Below are 21,749 nucleotides of genomic sequence, written 5' to 3'. Positions count from 1 at the left end.
CAGCAATGGTCCGATTCAGCGATCATTCGACAGTCGGACCCTAGTAGACGATCAAGGAAATGCCTGGTAGAAGCTAAGCGCGCCCTGCAGGATTCGAACCTGCGACCGTCGGATTAGAAGTGAGGGCGACATCGAACGGCTTTCATGGCACTGACCTGGGGAGATGCTTATAGCATCAGCAACGCCCATCATGCGCGGGGAACGTATTGGGAATCGACACCCGCTGAAAGCGCCTTCGTAGAGACGACAGCCGCCCCTGAGCACCGAGTCCAGACAGAAGACGTATGACCCCTCTCCAGGACACTGGAGAGCTTGATTGATGGATCGAATCTTGGCTGCGACGTAGCTCCATGAGCCACACAGCCCTACACGGAGTGATTGCCGTGACCTTGACATTCCCTCTCGCAGTCGGGCTCTGCCCAAGCGCACCGGACATGCATGAACATCTCCGATACGATCAGCCCGGCGAGCATGGACGAGAGGTGTCACATGAAAAAAGGCTTGGCGTTGCTATTGGTCGCCATGACAGGGATTGGTGGATGCGGAGGTTATGGCGCAGCTGGATCTCATCAAACGCTAGACGAGTGCTACAAGGAAGATGGCCGCAAGAGCCAGCAGCTCGCGAGAGAGATAGGACCTCTGTTGGAGCCGGATGTGCGGTCGACGCTTCATGAGGGCAGTGCCTGCGACTCCGAGCCAGAGGGAGGTGCGTACGTAACCTATATTCTGGATCCTCATGTCCCTCTAAAAGAAGTTATGGAAGAATTCTATTCCACTGGCTGGGTTGATTCGCCGCAGGCTATAAGGCCCTGCCCAGACTCCTGCATCGCGGGGGTAGGCAAGAAGGTCGATGGCGGACGCATTGAGGCAACGGTGGAAGAGTCTGACCAAGGATCCCGTACGCTTGACGCTTCATTCATCGATAACAGCTAATCATTCGCCGTAGCCCTCTGGGTGACATTGATATCCACGGCAGCCATTGCCTGATGATCTTCTCGTTGGCGACTGTTATCACTCCTCGCACACGCAAGTTGAGACGTCCATTCGGGCATGTTGATGACGAGATCCAGATAGGCACGGCCCGTGACGAAGGCTGGGGAACGAGCAAGTCGCGAGGCGGTGTTAACTTGGCCAAGGCGGCTCCGGAGGGCTCGCCCTCACTCTTGTTTATGGACCTATCCGGAAACTTCCCTCTCTCCTTCCAGCAGGCACTGACACCGTTGACACTGTTGACGCCGTCGGCCTACGGGGACCATGCGAAGCCACTGCCCCGCTTCTTCCTGCGTTGACGAGTGTTGACCAGCGTTGACACTGCTCCGAACCCGCCCCGCTCTGTCACCGAATGTCATCAGCAGTCAACACGGCTGGCTGGCGAGAAAGTCACACCAACTTGTGCTCCTGCGTGCCCGTCAGCATCGTCACCTGCGTCAACACTCTGTGAGTCTCATCATCCTGCCCCACGCTCATCAGAGTGACCTCGTCAGGGAGAGTCGAAGGTGACTTGCCAACCAACCTATCCATGCCACCGGTCCGAGCCGTCCCCATGCCGACTCCGTCCAGGGCGCCCGACGTGCAAAGATGAAAGACTTAGTGGATTACAGCGGTTGCGGGCAGAACGGTTGCGGGGATATCCGCCACCTTAATGATTTGGTTCGGACCGATGAAACGTGCCCCCACTAGTACTCCTGCATCATGGGCCATCTGGCCCGCATGACTCGCTGAGGCGTCTTCGATGAGCCAGGGCGTAAGGTCCAGTTCGAACGCATCCACGGCTGTCTTGAGTACACAGCTCTCCGTGGCAATGCCACAGACGTAGAAGTCTGTCCAGCCATTCTCACGTACGAGGCGAAGCCCTTCGTTGTTGAAGAGGCTATACATGGTCTTGTCCACAACAGCCTTCGCCCTCTCAGCGTATGGCATGAGTTCGGGCACGATGTCGATCTCTGGCGACTCCATGCACTTCGACCAATCGAAGAGCTTCTCAAAGTTGCTCCCCGGATAGTTGAGATAGCGCGTGAATACGACGTCAGCGCCAGCCGCCTGCCAGCGCGCCACTAGATTGACGATTACTGGGACTACATAGGCTGACTCTTCGCGAATGAAGCCATTCTGAACATCTACGACAATTAGGACGGCCGAGTTGTTCGGCATTGGACCTACCTCTCGCTTTCACGAAGGACGTCGATGGCTTGAGCGAGGTGGTCTAGGAGACCACTCGTTTCCAGTATGGCTGATCGCATAGAGCGGTGCTGGGAAGTTTCCTGTGGCCTAGCGTTAGTAAGCCGGGAGCGCACGCCACGCAGAAAGCGCCAACCATATTCGTCTGGCACATAGGGATCTTTGCCTTGCTCGACCTGGCCATTGATATGTTCGCAGTAGGTCCACATTGCTTGCGTCGCGAGTTCCGTCGTCACCAGTTCCTCTTGCGTCAGCGCGCGCCGAGGAGCAAGCGGACAGTAGACGACACCAGACCATGAGGCATGGCCGATCGCAATGCCCTTCAAGCCGAAGGGGACGATCTCGGCGTGGTCGAAGCCTTGAGTGAATAGCGAGCGCTCGACCAGCTCGGCGTGCCCAAGTGAGGCATCGTTTTCCTCGTCATCTCGCTCAAGGAGCACACGCGGCGTGGACATGATGCGGACCGCAGTGTCCAGCTCGCCGCCAGACCATATCGGCGAGTGCAGCCAGTAGAGGCTGAGGACGTAGGAGGCATTGACGGCTTCGCCAACGAGGCTTGAAAGATGGCCGGACGCCCACCGCAGGTTCTCCACATACGACCGGCGACGCCATATCGCCAGGTTGGCGATGTTGGGGAGGTTCAAGTCCTCTGCGAGATGAAGGATGGCCGTGCCGAAGGGCCACGCGTACAGGTGACAGGGGCCACTCGAGTGGGACGCTTCGGCGACGTGGCACGCGAGGCCGAAACACGGTTCTCCGGGCGCGGCCTGGCCGGTGGCCACGAGGCCGGCGGCCTGCTCTGCGCCGATGAAGGCGCACACGAACTTGTGGGAGCGGACGCCGAAGGTATCCGCCTGAGACGGGGCCGGAGCCGTGACGTGGCCGAACAGTTCGTGCTGCGTGGCCTCGTAGACCAGGCAGTACAGCTCGATGTAGAGCGGATCGCGGCAGGCGGCCCGGCCGGTCTCGTGTCGATACAGGGCCTTCTCGATCGCGTCGGCGTCAGGGACGCTGAGGCCGCGACCGAGCCCGGCCCGTTCGAGTTCGCGCGCCGCCCGTATGCGGCTCCACCCCTTCGCCTCCCGGCGGGTGATGAGCACAGTGTTCGGCATCAAGCGCTTCGCCGCCTGACTCCCGTCTCCGGACATGACGCGTGTCCCCCCGTGTCCTCTCCGTCATCTAGATCTCACTCAGTGTGACGGGCACTGTTGATGTTGTGAAGGACACGGCGACTGAATCAGTCGGAGGAGGTGATGCGCAGATGAGCTTCGATGGCGGCCACTCGTTCGCGGAGTTCCGCCAGCTCGTTGCGGAGCTCCGCCACGGTGGCGGACTCCCCCGACGACTGGACGGGCTCGCGGCCAGTGTCGGCTACCTCCTGGAGGTAGGCGTCAGGCAGGCCGAGCGCGCGGGATATAGCCGTCAGCAGGGCGGGCTGCCGGTTCTTGTCTTGCCCTTGCTGGATCTGTCGCAGGGTGGCCGTCGAGACTCGCGAGACCTCCGCGAGCTTCTTCTGAGTCCAGCCGAGCGAGGTAAGGCGCTCGTTGATCACTCGTGCCACGGCGGGCCAGTCGCCCACGTGGGCCTCCTAGGTCGTAGGTAAAGATTCGCCTGTTCGCAGCGTAACCAACCGACTGCGCTATTGACAGCGCTACTTCTAGCGCTGAAAATAGCGCTAGAAGTAGCACCAAGCCAAGGAGACGTGCTTCATGACTGACCGTTCGCACCTCGTCAGCGTGGATCTGACCAGGACCGACACCGTCCCGACCATCGACGACCTTCGAGACGACCTCATCGACGCCGGACCGCTGTGCGGGCCGGAGGACGGTGAGCTGTTCACCGGCCCCGACGAGGACGAGGCCGACGACGTACGGCTCGCCAGGGAAGCGCTGGCCAAACAGATCTGCGCGGGTTGCCCGGCGATCACCGAGTGTCTCGCCTATGCCCTGGCCGTTCGCCCCGAGGTGGGCGTCTGGGCGGGCCGTACGGCTGAGGAGATCAACGCCATGACCGCCCTGAGCGGACGGGAGGTGGCGTGATGAGCCTCTTCCAGTGCCCCGACTGCGGGACCCGCTCGCGCAACGGCATCAGTTGCCGCCGCTGCGGCACCACCGCCCACCGGCAGATCCAGGTCTGCCAGATGCACGGCACCCGCTGCCTGCCTGGCTGCCGAGTGTGCCGCATCCTCACCCGCTCTCAGTCCGACCACTGATGGGAGGCCAGACCATGAACGCACAACAGCCCCGCCCGCTCAGCGAGGGCGAGCACACCGCCGTCATGGTGACCGCTGCGGTTACCGGCGTGCTGGGCCTGCTCGGCTTCGTCAACAGCTTCGACCGAGTGGCCGAGGCTGCCGCGCCATCGTTCGGATGGTTCGCCTGGACCGTTCCACTCGGCATCGACCTCGGTATTGCGGTCTTCTCCGCCCTGGACATCGTCCTTGCCCGCCTCGGTATGCGGCTCCCCTGGCTGAGGCTCATCCCGTGGGCACTGACCGCCGCCACCATCTACCTGAACGTCGAGACCTACCTCCTGGCCGACCAGATCGACGGGTTCGCCGTCGTCTCACACGCGGTGCTGCCGCTGCTATGGGTCCTGGCCGTCGAGGTCGGCGCGCACGTCATCCGGAAGCGCGCCAATCTCACCAAGGCCGACCGGATGGACGGCATCCGCCGCTCCCGCTGGCTGCTCGCTCCCCTGCCCACCTTCGCCCTGTGGCGCCGCATGGTGCTCTGGGAGATCCGCTCCTACCCCGACGCTCTGGGCCGCGAGCGTGACCGCATCCTGGCCAAGACCGACCTGCAAGACCGCTACGGCCTCATGTGGCAGTTCAAGGCCACGCGCCGCGAACGTGCTCTGTACCGCCTGGGCGAACTCGCTCCCAAGGACACCATCACGGTGGAGGCCATCCAGATCACTCCCCCGGTACCGGCACCTGCCGCTCTCCCGCCCGCCCCGCCGCGTAAGCGGACCTCACCGGCGAGTACCAAGCGGACCCGCGCGACCAAGCGCCCCACGCCTGATGTGGACGACCTCATGCCGCTCGGCTGGAGGATCGCCGCCGACCTCAAGACCAAGGACCTGCCGCTGACCAGAGACCGACTGCTGTCCGCCGTCCGCGAGACCGGACAGTCCCTGTCCACCGAGCGCGCCTCAGCGCTGCTGACCCGCCTCAAGACCGAAGAGCCTGCGACCGAACCGACGCCACTCGTAGCCGTACAGAGCAAGCCGGAAGACGAGGCCGCCTGATGAACCGCCCCACCAGCACGAACGACCCACCCACCACTGACGGGACCGTCCGACCGGACGACGCGCGGATCGACCGCACATCGTCCCCGACCACAACTGAACAGGGCGCGGCCCCAACTCCGCCAAGAACCGTGACCGCGCCCCGCCACCCCGCCGCCAGCAACGACCACGAGGTGACCTCATCATGACGCACAACCCGGACCGGTCCGACGACATGCCAGAGCAGCCCGCCACGCCAGACGAGGACAGCAAGGGCGCGGACATCGTCAACCTGAACGCAGCCCGCGACCGCCGCCACCCGAACACCCCGGACGAGTCCGCCGGACCGGACGCGGACCGTCCGGCGGACGGACCGCCCGTCAGTCCGCCGGTCGGTCCGGTGCTGGAAGGCGAGATCGTCCGCGTGGACCAGCCGGGCGGCGAACGCCTCGACTGGCTCACCGACCTGGAGAACAAGGCGCGGACGCGACGCCCGATCGTCCCACTGTGGCTGCGCTCCCGTGGCGAAGCCGTCGCCACCATGAAGTGGGTCAGCCTGCACTACCTGCACGTCGCCGGTTACCAGGCGAGCCGAACCCCGCTCTACGCCGGTCGGCTCACCTTCCGGTCTCCGCGCGGACTGTTCCGGCTCGTCGCGGGCGTGATCAAGTGGACGTTCGACCTGGAGGGCGTGCCGGTCCGGCTGGCCGCCGTACAGAAGGCCGACCACGAGGCATACCTCAAGCTGTCTCGGCAGCGAGATGTGCGGGTTCGCGGACGCGGCATCGTCGCTCTGATCGCCCTGGGCACGGTGATAGCCGCAGGCATCTTCGTCGCCTTCGCGCCGACCGCAGCGCAGTGGGCCGCACTCGCCGCGACCGTGGCGGTGCTGGGCACGCTCGGCAAGCCCGCCGACCGGCCGCTGATCAACCGCGCGGTCATCCCGACCACGGTAGAGAAGCTGACCAGCGACATCGTCATCCGGGCTCTGAGTGCCATCAGCGTCGCGGGACTGAACGGCAAGAACTCCGACATCCGGTTCGTGGCCCCGATCACCCGCGACGGCCCCGGCTGGCGCGCCGACGTGGACCTGCCCTATGGCGTCACTGTCACCGACGTCATGGACAAGCGCGACCGCCTGGCCTCCGCGCTGCGCCGCCCGATCGGCTGCATCTGGCCCGAGGGTGACAGCTCCATCCACGAGGGCCGCTTGATCCTCTGGGTCGGCGACAAGGACCTCTCCAAGACGACCGTTCGCACTCCGCTGGCCAAGGCGACCAGCCACGACGTGTTCAAGGGCGTGCCCTTCGGTGCCGACCCGCGAGGCCGAGCCGTGGTCGTGCCGCTCATCCAACACAACATCCTGATCGGCTCCCAGCCGGGCCAGGGCAAGACCGCCGCCGTGCGCGTGCTCGCCTCCGGCGCGGTGCTCGACCCGTCGGTGGAGCTGTGGATTCAAGAACTCAAGGGCACCGGCGACCTCGACCCGCTGGAGCCGAACTGCCACCGGTACGTCTCCGGCATCGAGGACGAGGCCATCGCCTACGCCGCCGACTCGCTGACCCTGCTGCGTAAGGAGGTCATGCGCCGGGCCGCCGCGCTCAAGACGCTTCCCGCGGATCTGTGCCCGGACAAGCGCATCACCCGTCAGATCGCCGACAAGCGGTCCCTGGGCCTGCACCCGCTGGTCTGCATCATCGATGAGTGCCAGAACTTGTTCGCGCACCCGGACTTCGGCGACAAGGCCGGTGACGACGCCGAGTTCATCATCAAACTCGGTCGCGCCCTGGGCGTGGTGCTGATCCTCGCCACCCAGCGCCCCGACAAGGACAGCCTGCCAACCGGCATCTCCGCCAACGTCTCCATCCGGTTCTGCCTGCGGGTGGCCGGCCAAATCGAGAACGACATGATCCTCGGCACGTCGGCCTACAAGAACGGCATTCGCGCCACGGTCTTTCAGCCCGGCGCGGACGCCGGTATCGGCTACCTGGTCGGCGCTACGCCGATGGCCAAGGTCGTCCGAACCGCCTACCTCGACACCCCGGCCACCCAGCGCATCGCTGACCGCGCCCACGCGCTCCGCAAGGCCGCTGGAACGCTCTCCGGGCACGCGATGGGCGAGCGTCCCGAGGCCATCACTCCGGCCTACGACCTGCTGGCCGACATCATGGCCGTCGTCCCGACGAGCGAGGCCAAGGTGTGGAACGAGGTCGTCGTGGATCGCCTCGCCGAGCTGCGCGCCGAGATCTACGGCGCATGGGCCTCTCTGGAGGGCGGGGCCAAGACCGCCCAGCTCACGACGGCGCTCAAGCCGTACGGCATCCGCACCATGCAGGTGTGGGGCACGCCGCAGGGCGGCGGCAAGGGAGCCAACCGGATCGGGATCGCCCGTGAGGACATCCTCACGGCCATCACCGAGCGTGATGGCAGGAAGGGTTCTGGGGCCGCCTCGTAGCCCTCAGTAAGCCTCTAGGTCTAGAGGCCAGCACCTCTAGACCTAGAGGCCCGCCTAGACCCAAAAACCGATCTCCACCAGGGATCTAGCAACTAGACCCTGACCTGCGGAAATCCACGAAAACGGCTCTGGAGGCCCCTGTGGCTACCGTCATCGTCCTTCTAGCACTCTGCCTACTCATCGTCACTCTGAGCTATCTCGTCTGCTGCCTCGCGTCACCCTGGGGCACCTGCCTGCGGTGCCGACCGGGCGGCAAGAACCGCACCTGCCTGGCCTGCAACGGCACCGGCAGACGGCCGCGCATCGGTTGGCAGCTCTACGTCTATCTGCGCCGCTTGCACCGCGACGGCGGCCAATGAGCAGCCGTCCCGCCGACATGGAACGGCCCCGGCGCATAGCCACCAAGCCCGACGCCGAGGCCACGCCCCAACCGAAGACCAGCCCCAGCGGGCCGGTAGAAGGAGCAACGCCCATCATGACACTCGCATCCAAGAGCGCCCAGGCTCACCGCCTGGACCACGCCCTGGCCGCCGCCCGCCGAGGCTGGCACGTCTTCCCGCTCCGCCCCGGCGACAAGCGGCCCTTGAAGGGCTTCACCGACTGGGAGCACCACGCCACCACCGACCCGGAGGTCATCCGCCGCTGCTGGTCCCGCGCGCCGTACAACATCGGTATCGCCTGCGGCCCGTCCCACCTCGTGGTGCTCGATCTCGACACCCCGAAGGACGGCAAGCGTCCGCCCGAGCCGTACGACGTGCCCGGCGTCAACGACGGGGCCGACGTGCTGGCACTGCTGTGCGAGCAGCACGACCAGCCACTACCGCTGGAGACGTTCAGCGTCCGCACGCGCCGCAACGGCCTGCACCTGTACTTCACCGCCTCGGAAGGGCCGCCACTGGCCAACACCTCGGGACGGCTCGGCTGGCTGATCGACACCCGCGCCTGCGGCGGGTACGTGGTCGGCCCCGGCAGCCACGTCACCCTGCCGGACGGCACGGGCGGCTATGACGTCCTGCACGCTCCCGAGCCCGCGCCGCTGCCTGCCTGGCTCGCGGTACTACTCGCACCCACCGTCCCGGCCGCCGCGCCGACGACTCTCACAGCCGCCGACGTGCTGACCGCGACCGGCGGGAGCCGAGCTGCTGGCTACGCCCACGCGGCGCTCCGCAACGAGCTGGAGCGCGTCTTCGCCGCCGCACCCGGCACCCGCAACGCCACGCTCAACCAGGCCGCGTTCGCCCTCGGCCAGCTCGTCGCCGGTGGGCTTCTGCCGCGCCACCTCGCCGAGACCGCCCTGCACACCGCAGGCCACGCCATCGGCCTGTCCGTCACCGAGACCTTCGCCACCACCCGCTCCGGCCTGGACGCCGGAGAGCACCGACCACGCAGGAGCGCCGCATGACCGCCAGCAACGCCAAGCCCGCAGATCGCGCCGCCGCTCTGCTCGCCAACCTCGGAACGGACCAAGTCCTGAACGCCATGCACGCACCCGCCTGGGACCCACCAGTCCCGCTCAACGCCCGCGCCGCGCTGCCGAGCTTCCCGGCGCACACGCTCCCGGCCTGGGCCGGAGACTTCACCACGGCGCTCGCCGAGGAGACGCAGACGCCGGTGGACCTGGCCGGATGCATCGTGCTCTCCGCGATCTCGACGGCCGCCGGGGGCCGCGCGCTGGTGAACGTACGCGGCACCTGGTGCGAGCCGGTCAACCTGTTCATCGTCGTCGCGATGCCACCCGGCTCCCGCAAGTCACCGGTCTTCCGCGCCATCGTTGGGCCGCTCCAGGCCGCCGAGAAGGCCCTCCAGGAGAAGGTCCGGCCCATCATCACCGAACGCCAACTCGCCCAGAAGGTCGCCGTCGAAGCAGCCGACAAGGCCGCCCGCACCGCCGCCAACGCAAGCGGCGCATCCGCACACGACGCGCTCTCTGACGCCACGTCTATGGCACTCGCGGTGGACGGCATCAGCGTGCCAGCCGAACCCCGCCTGATCGCCGACGACATCACACCCGAGGCCGCCGCCACCCTGCTCGCCGAACAAGGCGGACGCCTGGCCGTCCTGTCCGCCGAGGGCGGCATCTTCGCCACCCTCGCCGGTCGCTACTCCGGCGTGGCCAACCTGGATCTCTTCCTCAAGGGTCACGCCGGAGACCTGCTGATCGTGGACCGCCGCAACCGGCGCGAACGCGTCGACCACGCCGCGCTCACACTCGGCCTGGCCGTCCAGCCCGACATCGTCACCGAGATGGCCGCCTCACCCGGTTTCCGAGGCAAGGGCCTGCTCGGCCGCATCCTCTACAGCCTGCCCGCCAACAACGTCGGCTTCCGCCGCATCGACCCGCCCGCCGTACCCGACGCGGTAGCCGAGACCTACCGCGCCAACCTGGAACGCCTCGTCACCACCATGTGGGCCTGGGAAGACCCTGCCCGCCTTCTGCTTTCACCAGGAGCCGCCGACCTCATCCACGCTCAACGCGAACGCACCGAACCACGACTGCGCCCCGACTCCGGAGACCTCTCGCACATCTCCGACTGGGCCGCCAAGTTCGACGGCGCGGTAGCCCGCATCGCCGGACTCCTGCACCTGGCCACTCATGTAGACGACGGCTTCCGCCGTCCGATCGAGGCCGACACCATGGCCGCCGCCATCGAACTCGGCGAGTACTACACCGCCCACGCCCTGGCCACCTTCGACGCCATGGGCCAGGACCCGAACATCGCCGCAGGCCGCACCCTGCACGCCTGGCTCACCCGCACCGGCAAGACCCACGTCACCAAGCGCGACGCCCACCGGGCCCTGCAACGCCACTTCAAGAAGGCCGCCGACCTGGAACCCGCCTTCGACTACCTCGAACAGCTCGGCTGGCTCCGCCGCGAGCCCGAGCCGCCCGGCACACGCGGCAACCCATCGCCCCGCTACGCCATCCATCCCGACCTGCACAAGCCCGGCGCATAGCCACCAAGCCCGCCGCCGGCCACCCAACCGAACAGCACCAAAACAGGGAGCACCACCATGCCAACCGGCACCAAACCACGAGGGACCATCACCCTCGCCGAACTCTGCGAAGAACTCCAGATCGCCCGATCCACCTTCTACGACTGGCGAGCCAAAGGCCGCGCCCCGCGCTGCCTCAAGCTCCCCAACGGCGACCTACGCATCCGCCGCATCGACCTGGACCGCTGGCTCGCCGACCTGGAGGACGCCGCCTGATGAAAGACATCACCTACAGCACCCGCGTCTACGCCATCGAGACGCGCAAGAACACGGACGGCAAGGTGACTTCCTACCGCGTGGCCTGGCGAACCGGCGTACGGACGTGGAAGCGATCCTTCAAGAACATCGCCCAGGCCGACACCTTCCGAGGAACCCTGCTCACCGCAGCACGAGGCGGAGAGGCATTCAGCCTGCTCACCGGAGAGCCCATCTCTTGGAAGAGAACCGAGGCCCCGGTTATGGGCTGGTACGAGTTCGCCTGCAAATTCGCAGACATGAAGTGGAAGGGAGCGTCCGCGAAATATCGCCAGGACATCGCCCGTGCACTGACCGCAGCCACGCCCGCCCTACTCACAGGTCAGCGTGGGAAGCCTGACGACCTCGTTCTTCGCACGGCCGTGCGCCGCTGGGGCTTCAACAAGAAGCAGAGGGACGAAGCCCCAGAGGAGATGGCCGCCGCGCTGCGGTGGCTCGCGAACAACAGTCAGCCCGTTTCCGCACTCGCGGACAACCCGACGCTCATGAGGAGCGTTCTCGACACCGCCACCTCGCGGCTCGACGGCAAACGCGCCGCGACCAGCACCGTACTAAGGACCAAGACCATCCTGCAGAACGCTCTCGACTACGCCGTAGAGCTCAAGCTTCTACCGACCAACCCCATCAAGGGCCTGAAGTGGAAGCCGCCAAAGAGCACCTACGAAGTGGACAGTCGCAGCGTCGTCAACCACACCCAGGCCCGCGCGCTGCTGGCCGCCGTAAAGGCCCAGAAGCCGAGCGGAGAACGGCTCGTGGCCTTCTTCGCGCTCATGTACTACGCCGCTCTCCGGCCGGAGGAGGCCATCAACCTGCGGGACTACAACATCAACCTCCCGCCCCTGCTCCTGGACGGGAAGTCAGGGCAGATGATGGAGCCCACGGAGGAATGGGGAGAACTGCGCCTTACCAAGGCTGCGCCCTTCGCCGGACGTGAATGGACCGACGACGGCACCCTCCGCGAGGAACGCGCTCTCAAGCATCGCGCGGACGGCCACAGCCGCCACGTCCCGATCCCACCCGCACTCGCCACCATCCTGCGGGCTCACCTGGCCGCCTCGTACGGCAAGAACCCCGGCGGCCACCTCTTCCGAGGCACGCGCGGCGGCGAGCTGCCAGACATCACCTACCGACGCGTATGGGCTAGGGCACGCACCGACGCGCTCACGACGAAGGAGGCCGCCTCACCGCTGGCCAAGCGGGTCTACGACCTGCGCCATGCCTGCGTCTCCACCTGGCTCAACGCAGGCGTACCGGCCACTCAGGTAGCTGCCTGGGCCGGACACAGCGTGGAAGTGCTGCTGCGCATTTACGCCAAGTGTGTCGCTGGTCAGGACGAGGCCGCCAAGCGCCGCATCCTGACCGCCCTCCAGCAGGACTGATCGCCTGGGAAGGCATTGGGAAGGATCATCCGGTGATGCCTGGCGATAGCCGTACACCACCGGACTCATAAAGAGGGCCTCTGACCGGCGTTACCGCAGGTCAGAGGCCCTCTTGTGCTGCTTGTGAGTTGCGCGCCCTGCAGGATTCGAACCTGCGACCGTCGGATTAGAAGTCCGGTGCTCTATCCAGCTGAGCTAAGGGCGCTCCCGCCTTATTGTGCATGATCCGGCGACTTGTCACGCACAAGTTTTCCCCGTGTCAGCCTGTCAACCCGATCACACCCCACATGAACAGCGTTCCCGCCACCGTCATCATCAGCGTCCAGCCCGTGGCTCGGCGGGGTGTGTGGGCCTCCGGGAGGATGTCCGAGGTGGCCAGGTAGAGCAGGAAACCCGCGAAAAACCCCAGGTACGCCCCCAAGGCCCCGTCTGGGATCGTGATCACGGTCGTCAGGGTGGCCCCCGTGATGGGGGCGAGGGCGTCCAGGAGGAGCAGGGTGAGGGCGCGGCGGCGGGCGTTGCCGTACAGGGAGGTGATCGTGTACGTGTTGAAGCCGTCCGTGAAGTCGTGAGCGATGACTCCTATCGCCACCGCCACGGCCAGGGAGGTGTCCGTCTGGTACGCGGCGCCTATGGCGGCCCCGTCCAGGAAGCTGTGGATGATCAAGGCGGAGCCGGCGGTGAGGCCGACGCCCGCTCGGGCGTGTCGGTGGGTGGCGTAGTCGCCTTCGTGCGCGTCGTGCATGCCCATCGCGCGCTCCACGATGTGGATGCCCAGGAAGGCCAGGGCGAGGGTGAGCATGGGGACGGGTACGCCGTGCAGGCGCGCCGGGTCCAGGGCCAGGGACTCCGGGAGGAGGTCGAAGGCCACGACGCCCAGCATGACGCCGGCCGCGAAGCCCAGGACGAGGTGGCGGCGGTGGCCGACGCGGTCGGCGACCAACCCGCCGAGGAGCGTCATGAGGAACGCCGCCAGCGACAGCAGGATGGGCACGGAGGCCCACGCTAGTGGGGGCGGTACGCGGTGCCCAGCTTGGAAAAGGCCAGGCGGGGGCGGGGCAAATTGGTCTAAGCTGTGGTCGCATGGTCGCGACGCTCCTGCGTGAAATTCCCTTGCAGGGCGGGGACGTGACTGACGGGGTGGTACGTGTTGGTGACACCGTGCGCAGACCGTCCAGTACGTCGACGCCCTCCGTGCACGCCCTGCTGAGGCACCTGGAAGCCGCCGGGTTCGACGGCGCGCCCCGAGTCGTGGGGATGGACGGTGCCGGGCGCCAGATCCTCACCTATGTCCCGGGTACGACCGGGTTGCGGCTGGAGAGCGTGAGTGATGGGGCGCTGGCCGAGTTGGCGGTGTTGCTGCGGCGGTATCACGATGCGACCGCGGGGTTCCCGCTGTCGGCCAAAGGCTGGGAAGGCGGGTCGAATGACGACAAATCGCCAGAAGTCATCGGGCATTGTGATTTAACGCCAGAAAACGTGATCTTTCGCAACGGGAGCCCCGTCGCGGTGATCGATTTCGACCTGGCCCGCCCGACCACCCGGCTCTTCGACATCGTCACCACCCTCCGCCACTGGGCCCCGCTCGCCGACCCCCTCGACCGCCACCCCCTCCTCCGCTCCCTCGACGTGGGCGCCCGCCTGCGCCTCTTCTGCGACGCCTACGGTGTCCCGTCCCGCGACCGCCGCCGCCTCCTCGAGCTGGCCAGGGTCCGGTTCCAGCGTTCCTACACGGTCATGCGCACCCGCGCCACGACCGGCGGCAACTGGGCGAAGATGTGGGCGGGCGGCGCCGGTGAGCGGATCCGCCGGGCGGCGGCATGGCTGGACGTGCACGAAGATGAGCTTCATGCCCATTTGGTATGACCCCCTGGGCCTCGCTCTCGGCGTGGCCCTCGACCGGCTCGTGGCCGATCCGCAGAGCCCGGCCCATCCTGTCGCGCTGTTCGGCCGGGCGGCCGGGCGGCTGGAGACGGCGCTGTACCGCGACGAGCGGCCGCGCGGGGCCGTCCACGTCGTCATCTGCGTCGGGAGCGCCGCCGCCCTCGGCGTGCTGGCCCAGCGGGTGCCGGGCCGCGCCGCGCGTACGGCCGTGACCGCCGTCGCCACCTGGGCCGTGCTCGGCGGCACCACGCTCGCCCGCGAGGGCGCCTACCTGGCCGACGCCCTCGAGCACGGCGACCTGGAGCGCGCCAGGGCCCGGCTCCCCCACCTCTGCGGCCGCGACCCGTCGCGGCTGGAGGCCCCCGAGCTGGCGCGGGCCACGGTGGAGTCGCTGGCCGAGAACACCTCTGACGCGGTCGTGGCGCCGCTGTTCTGGGGGGCGGTGGCGGGGGTGCCGGGGTTGCTGGCGTACCGGGCGGTCAACACGCTGGACGCCATGATCGGGCACCGCTCCCCCCGCTACGAGCGCTTCGGCTGGGCAGCCGCGAAGCTGGACGACGTGGCGAACTACGTACCGGCACGCCTGACCGGGCTGCTCACGGTGCTGACCGGGCCCGACCCGCGGCAGGCGCTGGCCGTGCTGCGGCGGGACGGGCATCGGCACCCCAGCCCGAACGCCGGCAGGTGCGAGGCCGCGTTCGCCGGCGCGCTCGGGGTCACGCTGGGTGGAAAGAACGTGTACGGCGGGCGGACGGAGAACCGGCCCACGATGGGCGACGGACCGAAACCCGGCGTCAAGGACATCCGCCGCGCCGTACGACTGACGCGCGCCGTGAGCCTGGCCGCCGCGGGGACCGCCATCATCACGGCCTGGGCGCTACGGCGCGCGATCGTTCGGTGATCGGCTGATCACCGTCCTCACATGACGCGGTTGAGGTTGAGCACCAGCCAGACCACGAATATGGCGAACAAGGTGATACCGATCATCGACCTCGCGGCGTTGTGCGCCGTCACCTTCCTGGCCGTGACCTGCCTGGCGCTCTGTTTCCAGACCTGACGGGTGAGGAGCATGGTCTGGAAGCGGCGGCCCAGCGCGAACACGGCCAGGCCGATGAGGATGAACAAGATGACGCGACCGTCTGCGGGTTGCATGGAGATCCCCCCTGCACCTGGAAGAGACGCAACGCCCCCGAAACATTTGCGAACACAGAATACTCGGGCGACAGCAAGATGTAATGGGATTTATGCCTCCATGTCCACCACGATCGGCGCGTGATCGGACGGACCTTTCCCCTTGCGGGCCTCGCGATCGACGTACGCCGACCGCACTCGCCCGGCCACGTCCGCGCTGGCGTACACGAGGTCGATGCGCATGCCCTTGTTCTGGTGGAACATCCCGGCCCGGTAGTCCCAGTACGTGAACGGGTGCGGCCCCTTCATCGGCGTCGGCACCACGTCCCGCAGCCCCAGCGAGAGCAGATCGTCCAGCGCCTGCCGCTCGGCGGGGGTGACGTGGGTCGAGCCGACGAACAGGGCCGGATCCCACACGTCGGCGTCCGTCGGCGCCACGTTGTAGTCGCCGCACGCCACCAGGGGCCCGGCCGCCAGCTCGGCCGCCAGGGCCTCCCGCAGCGCGGCGAACCAGTCGAGCTTGTAGGCGAAGTGGGGCGAGTCGACCGTGCGGCCGTTGGGCGCGTAGAGGGACCACACGCGCATCCCGCCACAGGTCGCGCCGATCGCGCGGGCCTCGGGGCGGGCCGCGCCGACCCCGTCGGCCGCGGCGAAGCCGGGCTCGCCGGGGAAACTCAGGGTCACCTCGTCCAGCCCGGCCCTGGACAGGATCGCGACCCCGTTCCAGCGCCCGTCGCCGTGGGCGGCGGTGGCGTAGCCGAGCGCGCCGACCTCCGCCGCCGGGAACGCCTGCGCGGGGCACTTGGTCTCCTGCAGGCAGACGATGTCGGGCCTGGTCTCGGCCAGCCATTCGAGCAGGCGGGGCAGCCGTGCCTTGACCGAGTTCACGTTCCAGGTTGCCAGGCGCATCCTCCTAGCCTGCCATCGACGGCACCCGTTCCGGGGCCCGGCAGGCGCGGCGCACCGGCGACGGCCGGGCGGCCGTCGCCGGATCACCCCGGATTCCGGGTTCAGGCCGTGGTCACCGGATTCCGGGTTCAGGCCGTGGTCACCGGATTCCGGGTTCGGGCCGTGGTCAGCGGATTCCGGGTTCGGGCCGTGGTCAGCGGCTGGACCAGAGGGGCTTGTTGTCCTTCGAGTAGATGATGACCCGGCCGTCATTCGTGACCGCCAGCCAGGCGCCGGGGTTGCCGGCCGTCTTGGTCGTCCACAGCGCCTTGTCGTTACGGTCCACCACGACCCAGTTGCCCTCGGGCTGCATGATCGATCGGGCGCCGGGGTTGCCGGCCGTCGGCGTGGTGAACAGGGGCTTCTGGCCGTCGTACAGGACCGCGTTGCCCTCGTCCTGCTGGATCAGCCGGTAGCGGCCGTCGGCCGACTGGATGGACTGGCCGGGCCGCAGCACGTGCCCCGAGGGCAGCTTGCCGACGTGCGCCTTGGTCGACCACAGCGGCCTGTCGTCCCTGGAGTAGATCACCAGGTTGCCGCTCTCCTTGGGGAGCAGCAGGTACGCGCCGGGGTTGCCGGCGGTCGGGGTCGACCACAGCGGCTTGTTGTCGACGCCGTAGATGACGAGGTTGCCCTCCTTCTGCATGGTCGCGCGGGCGCCGGGCTTGCCCGAGGTGGGCGAGGTCCACAGCGCCTGGGTGCCGTCGTAGAACACCAGGTTCCCCTGCGCCTGCTGGACCAGCTTGAACCGGCCGGAGGTCAGCGACCGCCCGGGCAGCAGCCATTCGCCGGGGCCGAGCCTGTCCCCCCTGAGCGTGGTCACGGCGCCAGCCGGCTGTGCGAACGCGACAGTGGCCACCGGGCCGGCGAGGAGCGAGCCCGCCAGGACGGCGATCGCGGCCTTCTTCGTGATCAACTTTCGTCTCTTCCTGTGTAGGCGTAGATCGTGAGCCCAAGACGTTGGCAGAGGCCGTTGGCGTTTCGTTGGCGTCCGGGGACGTTTAGCGCACTTTTAGCGCGTTGCAGCATGCTGTGACAGGTGGATCACTTGGAGTTTCGCCTGTTCGGCTCCATTGACGCCTGTGCTGGGGGACGCCGCCTGGAGCTCGGGCCGCGTAAACGTCGTCAGGTCCTGGCCGCGCTGCTGCTGGACCTCAACCGTCCGGTCCCGGTGGAGCGGCTGATCGACGCCGTGTGGGAGACCGATCCCCCTGACAGCGCGCGGATGACCGTGCAGGGACACGTGTACCGGCTGCGCCGCGCACTCGCCGGCGCCGAGGGCGCGGAGGTGGAGACCGATCCGTCCGGCTATGTGCTGCGGGCCGACCCCGAGCGCGTGAACGCGCTGCGCTTTCGCCGCCTGATCGCCGAAGCGGCCGGGGAGGGCGACGAGGCGGGCGCGGCGCTGCTGGAGGAGGCGCTCGAGCTGTGGCGCGGCGCGGCGCTGGGCGAGTCGGGGGGCGGCAGGTCGCTGGAGGTGGCGGCGGTCGAGCTGGAGGAGGCGCGGCTGGCGGCCGTGGAGGAGCTGGCCCGCAGGCGGTTGCGGCTGGGCCAGCCCGAGCGGGCCGTCGCGCCGCTGCGCGCGATCGTGACGGCCGGGCCGCACCAGGAGCGCCTGGTGTCGCTGCTCATGACGGCCTTCTACCGGGTGGGCCGACAGGCGGAGGCGCTGGAGCTGTACGAACGCACGCGCCGCCTCCTGGCCGACCAGCTCGGCGTGGACCCGGGCCCCGAACTGCGCGCCACGTTCGAGTCACTCCTCACCACCCAAGCCTGACCCGGGCACCGCGATACCGCTCAAGCCCGACCGAGCCGCCGCACACCGCCCCGCTCAAGCCCGGTCGAGTACGGCCAGCGCGGCGGCCTCGTCGAGCCGGTGCCCGTACGCGCGGTGCAACTCGGCGGCCTTGCGCGCGTGCTCGCGCCCGGGCGGGCAGGCCCTGGCCAGCACGGTGAGCGCCTGCCCTTCGAGCCGCCGCAACCCGTGCCGCCCGGCCGCGTCGCCCGCCTCGCGCGCCAGGTCCGCGGCCTCCTCGGTCCGCCCACCCTCGAGGAGCACCTCGGCCAGCCACACCCGGGCGCGGACGTCGATGTAGGGATAGGTGCGATCCCGGTAATAGTCCAGGACGTCTCGCAGCACCCGGATCCGCTCCCCGATCGCCATGGACGCGTCCACCTTGGCGAGCGTGCTGCGGGCCTCCTCGTACTCCCTGACCATCCCCCCGGACGCCGCCACCTGGACGGCCCGCCGCGCCAGCTCCACCGCGCCGTCTCCGTCGTCCCGCGCGTGGGCGACGATGGCCGCGCTGGACAGCGCGGCGGCCAGTTCGCCGCTCTCGGCCTGCTCCAGGCCGCGCTCGAACGCCTCCATGGCTGCGCCGAGGTCGCCCAGCGCCAGGTGGATGTCGCCCAGGATGGAGTAGGACCTGCCCCGCCAGCCCTGCGGCTGACGGTCCGGGTGCTCCTCGCGCAGCCGTACGGCGCGCTGCTGCCGTTCCAGTGCCTTGCCGGCGAGCCCCGCCCACATGAGCTTGATCGCGAAGTTCTCCAGCAGCGCGGGCAGCCGGGACGGGTCGTGGGCCTCCCACAGCCGCACGATGCGCTCGTACTGGTCGAGGCCCTGGTGCAGGACGCCGAGCGTGCCGCCGGCCACGACGAGGTTGCTCAGCGCGACCAGCACGCCGGTCTTCCAGCCGATCTCCTCGTAGAGCTCGGCGGCCCGCTCGCAGTGGCGGGCGGCGGGGCGCGGCTCATTGAGCGTGAACCAGGCCCCGGCCAGCGTGTGGTGCATGGCCGCCTGCGCGCTCGGTCTCCGCCAGCACCCGGCTCGCCACCGAGATCACCACGCGGGGGTGGTAGTCGGCGTACGTGAACGCGCGCGGTGTGCAGATAGTACGCCTGCAGCGGCGCCGGGTCGTCGTCCTCCGTGCAGTGCCCGCGGGCGTAGAGCCCGACGAGGTCGTGCACCCGGAACCGGCCGGGTACGTGCACCTCGACCAGGTGGGCCGAGGCGAGCCGGGCCAGCACCCGCCTGGCCGCCGCCGGATCGCCCCCGGCCAGCCTGGCGGCGGAGGACGCGGTGAAGTCGCAGCCCGGTGCGCCCGATGAGGTTCGCGCCCGCGATGGCCAGGGCCAGCGGCAGGTGGCCGCAGAGCTCGGCCAGCTCGGCCGCCCCCTCGGGGTCGGACGTGAGCAGGTCGCCGCCGACGAGACCGGCCAGGAGGTCGCGGGACTCGCCGGGCTTAGCGTGGCCAGCCGGACGGGCCGGGCCCCCTGCAGGGCCAGGCCGCGCAGCGTGTCACGGCTGGTGACGAGCGCGGCGCAGGACGGGCCGCCGGGGAGCAGGGGGCGTACCTGCTCGGCGTGCGCCGCGTTGTCGAGCACGACGAGCACCCGCCGGTCGGCCAGCGTCGAGCGGTAGAGGTCGAGCTGCGCGGCGGCCTCGCCGGGGACGGGCACGCCGAGCGCGCCCAGCAGGCGGGGCAGCACCCGCTCGGCCGGCAGCGGCTCGCCCTGGCCGTGGCCGCCGAGGTCGACGTGGAGCTGCCCGTCGGGGAAGTCGGCGGCGACCTGGTGGCCGACGTGCACGGCCAGCGCCGACTTGCCGATGCCGGCCGGGCCGGTCACGACGGTGACGCGGCCGGCGCGCAGCAGCGTCCGCAGGTGCTCGGCCTCGGCCTTCCTGCCGACGAAGCCGGCACGTCCCTGGGGAGCTGGCGCCGTCATGGCCAGCGCGTGCGGGGTCTCCCTGAGCGGCTCCTCGTTCCTGAGCCCCTGCAGCAGCGTGGGCACCTCGCGGTGGCGGCCCAGCCCGATCAGGCCGGCGGCGTGCTCTTCGAGCAGGTCCCAGAGCTCGCGCAGCAGCGGCACGCGTACGCGCCGCTCGACCCAGGTGGCGCCGACGCCCTGCAGCGGCTGCCCGCGCCACAGCTCGATCGCCCGCTCCCAGGCGGCGGCCGCCTGTTCGGGGCCGCGCGCCGAGCGGCCCTCGGCGGCCAGGCGGCGGAAGCGGGCGAGGTCGACCTCCTCGTCCGGCACGGCCAGTGAGTAGCCCGCCGTCGTGCTGGAGATGCGCCCGGCCAGTGTCTTGCGGAGCTGCGAGACCTTGAGCTGCACGATCGTCTTGGCGGTCTTGGGCGGGTCGTCCTCCCAGAGGGCCTCGATCAGGCGTTCCACCGGCACGTAGGAGCCGTGGTAGGCGGCCAGGACCCCGAGCACGCACTGCTGCTGGGCCCCCTCGATCGGTAGCTCGGTGCCGCCTTCGCACACCTCGACCGGGCCGAGCACGCGGATGTCCATCCCGACCGAGCATAATGCGTCAAACCGCCTTCATCAGCGCACCCGACACCTCCGTCAGCAGCCCGCCGACGCCCTGGTCCATGGCCGCCTTGGCGTGCCGCGCGGCGTCGAGCGCGTTGCCCGCGGCGCTGGGCGAATCCTCCACGACCATGCGCAGCTCCAGCTCCAGCGGGGATCCGCCGAACCCCTCGCCCTGCAGCCGGATGAAGGCGATCTTGCGGTCGTCCATGAACGGTACGTACTGGGCGCCGACGTGCGTCGAGGTGCCCGCGCCCGTCGTCTTGGTGGCCTTCTTGCTCTTCATGCGGGCGGGGTCCTCCAGGTTGACGAAGTCCATGTTGCCGCCGCCGAGGAGCTGGTAGCCCTCGGTGAGCCGGACGCCGCTGCCGGTCAGGGCGTCGACCAGCGCGCGGTGCACGAGCGTCGCGCCGAACGAGCTCTTCAGGTCGTCGCCCACCAGCGGCAGCCCGGCCCCGGCGAAGCGGTCGCGCCACTCGGGCGAGCGGGCGAGCACGGCGGGCATGCAGTTGACGAACGCGCATCCGGCCTCGATCGCCGCGCCCGCGTACAGCTCCGTGGCCCGCTGCGCGCCGGTGGGCAGGAAGTTGAGCACGACGTGCGTGCCCGTCGCCCTCAGGTGGGCGGCGACCTCCCCGGGCGTCGCGCCGCCGCGTGGGTCGATCAGGCCGGCCGAGCCGGGCCCCACGCCGTCGGCCAGGATCCCCTCCACGACGGGCACGCCCAGACGGGGTACGCCGGCGAACCTGCGGGAGTTGTTGGGCGGCGTCCAGATGGCCTCCGACAGGTCCAGGCCGAGCTTGGCCGCGCCGACATCGAACGCGGCGGTGAAACGGACCTGGGAGATCGCGTAGCCGGCGCAGACCGGGTTCGGCAGGCCGGGGGCCTTGCCGTCGCGGTAGTGCTCGACGCCCTGCACCAGGGAGGAGACGCAGTTGCCCACGCCGATCACGGCGACGTTCACAGAAGTCATGCCGGGA

23 protein-coding genes and 1 tRNA gene are annotated in these 21,749 nt (G+C 68.7%); 13 read left to right on the top strand and 11 right to left on the bottom strand.

The window, feature by feature from the left end; all coding sequences use genetic code 11:
• Positions 1-438: 438 nt before the first annotated feature.
• On the top strand, positions 439-933 hold the full coding sequence (locus AB0I15_RS48500) for a hypothetical protein (protein WP_358112825.1): 495 nt from the start codon (positions 439-441) through the stop codon (positions 931-933).
• A 654-nt stretch (positions 934-1,587) separates the two neighbouring features.
• On the opposite strand, the gene AB0I15_RS48495 is transcribed toward AB0I15_RS48500, so the two are convergent.
• From AB0I15_RS48495 to AB0I15_RS48485, 3 genes are all read right to left on the bottom strand, one after another.
• A complete protein-coding gene (locus tag AB0I15_RS48495) occupies positions 1,588-2,151 on the bottom strand; it encodes an isochorismatase family cysteine hydrolase (RefSeq protein ID WP_358112822.1) in 564 nt (187 codons plus the stop codon).
• Between the two features lie 5 nt (positions 2,152-2,156).
• Positions 2,157-3,326, bottom strand: coding sequence for a hypothetical protein (locus AB0I15_RS48490; protein ID WP_358112819.1), 1,170 nt, complete (start codon positions 3,324-3,326; stop codon positions 2,157-2,159).
• Positions 3,327-3,415: 89 nt separating this feature from the next.
• Positions 3,416-3,757 carry a helix-turn-helix transcriptional regulator gene (locus tag AB0I15_RS48485; RefSeq protein ID WP_358112816.1) on the bottom strand — a complete coding sequence of 114 codons (342 nt, stop codon included), beginning with the start codon at positions 3,755-3,757 and terminating at the stop codon, positions 3,416-3,418.
• 130 nt (positions 3,758-3,887) lie between these two features.
• Between AB0I15_RS48485 and AB0I15_RS48480 the strand changes: the two genes are divergently transcribed.
• The 9 genes from AB0I15_RS48480 (at position 3,888) to AB0I15_RS48440 (ending at position 12,489) form a co-directional block, all read left to right on the top strand.
• Positions 3,888-4,217, top strand: a complete 330-nt coding sequence (locus AB0I15_RS48480) for a WhiB family transcriptional regulator (protein ID WP_358112813.1) — start codon at positions 3,888-3,890, stop codon at positions 4,215-4,217.
• Positions 4,217-4,390: a hypothetical protein gene (locus tag AB0I15_RS48475; RefSeq protein ID WP_358112810.1), complete on the top strand. Its 174-nt coding sequence runs from the start codon at positions 4,217-4,219 to the stop codon at positions 4,388-4,390. The genes AB0I15_RS48480 and AB0I15_RS48475 overlap by 1 nt, the downstream gene beginning before the upstream one ends.
• A gap of 14 nt (positions 4,391-4,404) precedes the next feature.
• Positions 4,405-5,427, top strand: coding sequence for a DUF2637 domain-containing protein (locus AB0I15_RS48470; protein ID WP_358112806.1), 1,023 nt, complete (start codon positions 4,405-4,407; stop codon positions 5,425-5,427).
• Positions 5,428-5,611: 184 nt separating this feature from the next.
• Positions 5,612-7,861 carry a cell division protein FtsK gene (locus tag AB0I15_RS48465; protein WP_358112803.1) on the top strand — a complete coding sequence of 750 codons (2,250 nt, stop codon included), beginning with the start codon at positions 5,612-5,614 and terminating at the stop codon, positions 7,859-7,861.
• A gap of 140 nt (positions 7,862-8,001) precedes the next feature.
• Positions 8,002-8,220, top strand: coding sequence for a hypothetical protein (locus AB0I15_RS48460; protein ID WP_358112800.1), 219 nt, complete (start codon positions 8,002-8,004; stop codon positions 8,218-8,220).
• Between the two features lie 116 nt (positions 8,221-8,336).
• Complete coding sequence (locus tag AB0I15_RS48455) at positions 8,337-9,263, top strand: bifunctional DNA primase/polymerase (protein WP_358112797.1); 927 nt, start codon at positions 8,337-8,339, stop codon at positions 9,261-9,263.
• Positions 9,260-10,816: a YfjI family protein gene (locus tag AB0I15_RS48450; RefSeq protein ID WP_358112794.1), complete on the top strand. Its 1,557-nt coding sequence runs from the start codon at positions 9,260-9,262 to the stop codon at positions 10,814-10,816. The genes AB0I15_RS48455 and AB0I15_RS48450 overlap by 4 nt, the downstream gene beginning before the upstream one ends.
• 57 nt (positions 10,817-10,873) lie before the next feature.
• Positions 10,874-11,071 (top strand): helix-turn-helix domain-containing protein, encoded by a 198-nt coding sequence (locus tag AB0I15_RS48445; protein ID WP_358112791.1) that lies wholly within the window; start codon positions 10,874-10,876, stop codon positions 11,069-11,071.
• The gene (locus AB0I15_RS48440; RefSeq protein WP_358112788.1) at positions 11,071-12,489 is read left to right on the top strand and encodes an integrase; all 1,419 of its coding nucleotides are present in this window, start codon (positions 11,071-11,073) and stop codon (positions 12,487-12,489) included. Before AB0I15_RS48445 ends, AB0I15_RS48440 begins: the two co-directional genes overlap by 1 nt.
• Positions 12,490-12,620: 131 nt before the next feature.
• Here AB0I15_RS48440 and AB0I15_RS48435 read toward each other — a convergent pair.
• Positions 12,621-12,694, bottom strand: a tRNA-Arg gene (locus tag AB0I15_RS48435).
• 54 nt (positions 12,695-12,748) lie between these two features.
• On the bottom strand, positions 12,749-13,483 hold the full coding sequence (locus AB0I15_RS48430; protein ID WP_358112785.1) for a ZIP family metal transporter: 735 nt from the start codon (positions 13,481-13,483) through the stop codon (positions 12,749-12,751).
• 89 nt (positions 13,484-13,572) lie between these two features.
• Here AB0I15_RS48430 and AB0I15_RS48425 point away from each other — a divergent pair, with 89 nt between their 5' ends.
• Positions 13,573-14,355 carry a phosphotransferase gene (locus AB0I15_RS48425; RefSeq protein ID WP_358112782.1) on the top strand — a complete coding sequence of 261 codons (783 nt, stop codon included), beginning with the start codon at positions 13,573-13,575 and terminating at the stop codon, positions 14,353-14,355.
• Positions 14,339-15,274, top strand: coding sequence for a cobalamin biosynthesis protein (locus AB0I15_RS48420; RefSeq protein WP_358112779.1), 936 nt, complete (start codon positions 14,339-14,341; stop codon positions 15,272-15,274). Before AB0I15_RS48425 ends, AB0I15_RS48420 begins: the two co-directional genes overlap by 17 nt.
• Before the next feature lie 17 nt (positions 15,275-15,291).
• On the opposite strand, the gene AB0I15_RS48415 is transcribed toward AB0I15_RS48420, so the two are convergent.
• The 3 genes from AB0I15_RS48415 to AB0I15_RS48405 form a co-directional block, all read right to left on the bottom strand.
• Positions 15,292-15,525 (bottom strand): hypothetical protein, encoded by a 234-nt coding sequence (locus AB0I15_RS48415; RefSeq protein WP_358112776.1) that lies wholly within the window; start codon positions 15,523-15,525, stop codon positions 15,292-15,294.
• A 90-nt stretch (positions 15,526-15,615) separates the two neighbouring features.
• Positions 15,616-16,413 carry an exodeoxyribonuclease III gene (locus AB0I15_RS48410; RefSeq protein WP_358112774.1) on the bottom strand — a complete coding sequence of 266 codons (798 nt, stop codon included), beginning with the start codon at positions 16,411-16,413 and terminating at the stop codon, positions 15,616-15,618.
• 193 nt (positions 16,414-16,606) lie between these two features.
• Entirely contained in the window at positions 16,607-17,368 is a 762-nt protein-coding gene (locus AB0I15_RS48405; protein ID WP_358112772.1) for a hypothetical protein, read from the bottom strand.
• A gap of 132 nt (positions 17,369-17,500) precedes the next feature.
• Here AB0I15_RS48405 and AB0I15_RS48400 point away from each other — a divergent pair, with 132 nt between their 5' ends.
• On the top strand, positions 17,501-18,229 hold the full coding sequence (locus AB0I15_RS48400; protein ID WP_358112769.1) for a BTAD domain-containing putative transcriptional regulator: 729 nt from the start codon (positions 17,501-17,503) through the stop codon (positions 18,227-18,229).
• A 54-nt stretch (positions 18,230-18,283) separates the two neighbouring features.
• Here AB0I15_RS48400 and AB0I15_RS48395 read toward each other — a convergent pair whose 3' ends face one another.
• Genes AB0I15_RS48395 through AB0I15_RS48385 form a run of 3 tightly spaced genes read right to left on the bottom strand, consistent with a single transcriptional unit; the run spans position 18,284 to position 21,742 of the window.
• On the bottom strand, positions 18,284-19,231 hold the full coding sequence (locus AB0I15_RS48395; RefSeq protein WP_358112852.1) for a hypothetical protein: 948 nt from the start codon (positions 19,229-19,231) through the stop codon (positions 18,284-18,286).
• On the bottom strand, positions 19,117-20,751 hold the full coding sequence (locus tag AB0I15_RS48390) for a BTAD domain-containing putative transcriptional regulator (RefSeq protein WP_358112766.1): 1,635 nt from the start codon (positions 20,749-20,751) through the stop codon (positions 19,117-19,119). Before AB0I15_RS48390 ends, AB0I15_RS48395 begins: the two co-directional genes overlap by 115 nt.
• Positions 20,752-20,770: 19 nt before the next feature.
• Positions 20,771-21,742 (bottom strand): inositol-3-phosphate synthase, encoded by a 972-nt coding sequence (locus AB0I15_RS48385; protein WP_358112763.1) that lies wholly within the window; start codon positions 21,740-21,742, stop codon positions 20,771-20,773.
• Between the last annotated feature and the right edge of the window lie 7 nt (positions 21,743-21,749).

It is taken from the genome of Nonomuraea sp. NPDC050643, assembly GCF_040654715.1.
In the GTDB taxonomy this organism is placed as follows: Bacteria; Actinomycetota; Actinomycetes; order Streptosporangiales; family Streptosporangiaceae; genus Nonomuraea.
The sequence above is the reverse complement of the archived record's forward strand: the minus strand, read 5'-3'. Positions and strand labels throughout refer to the sequence as shown.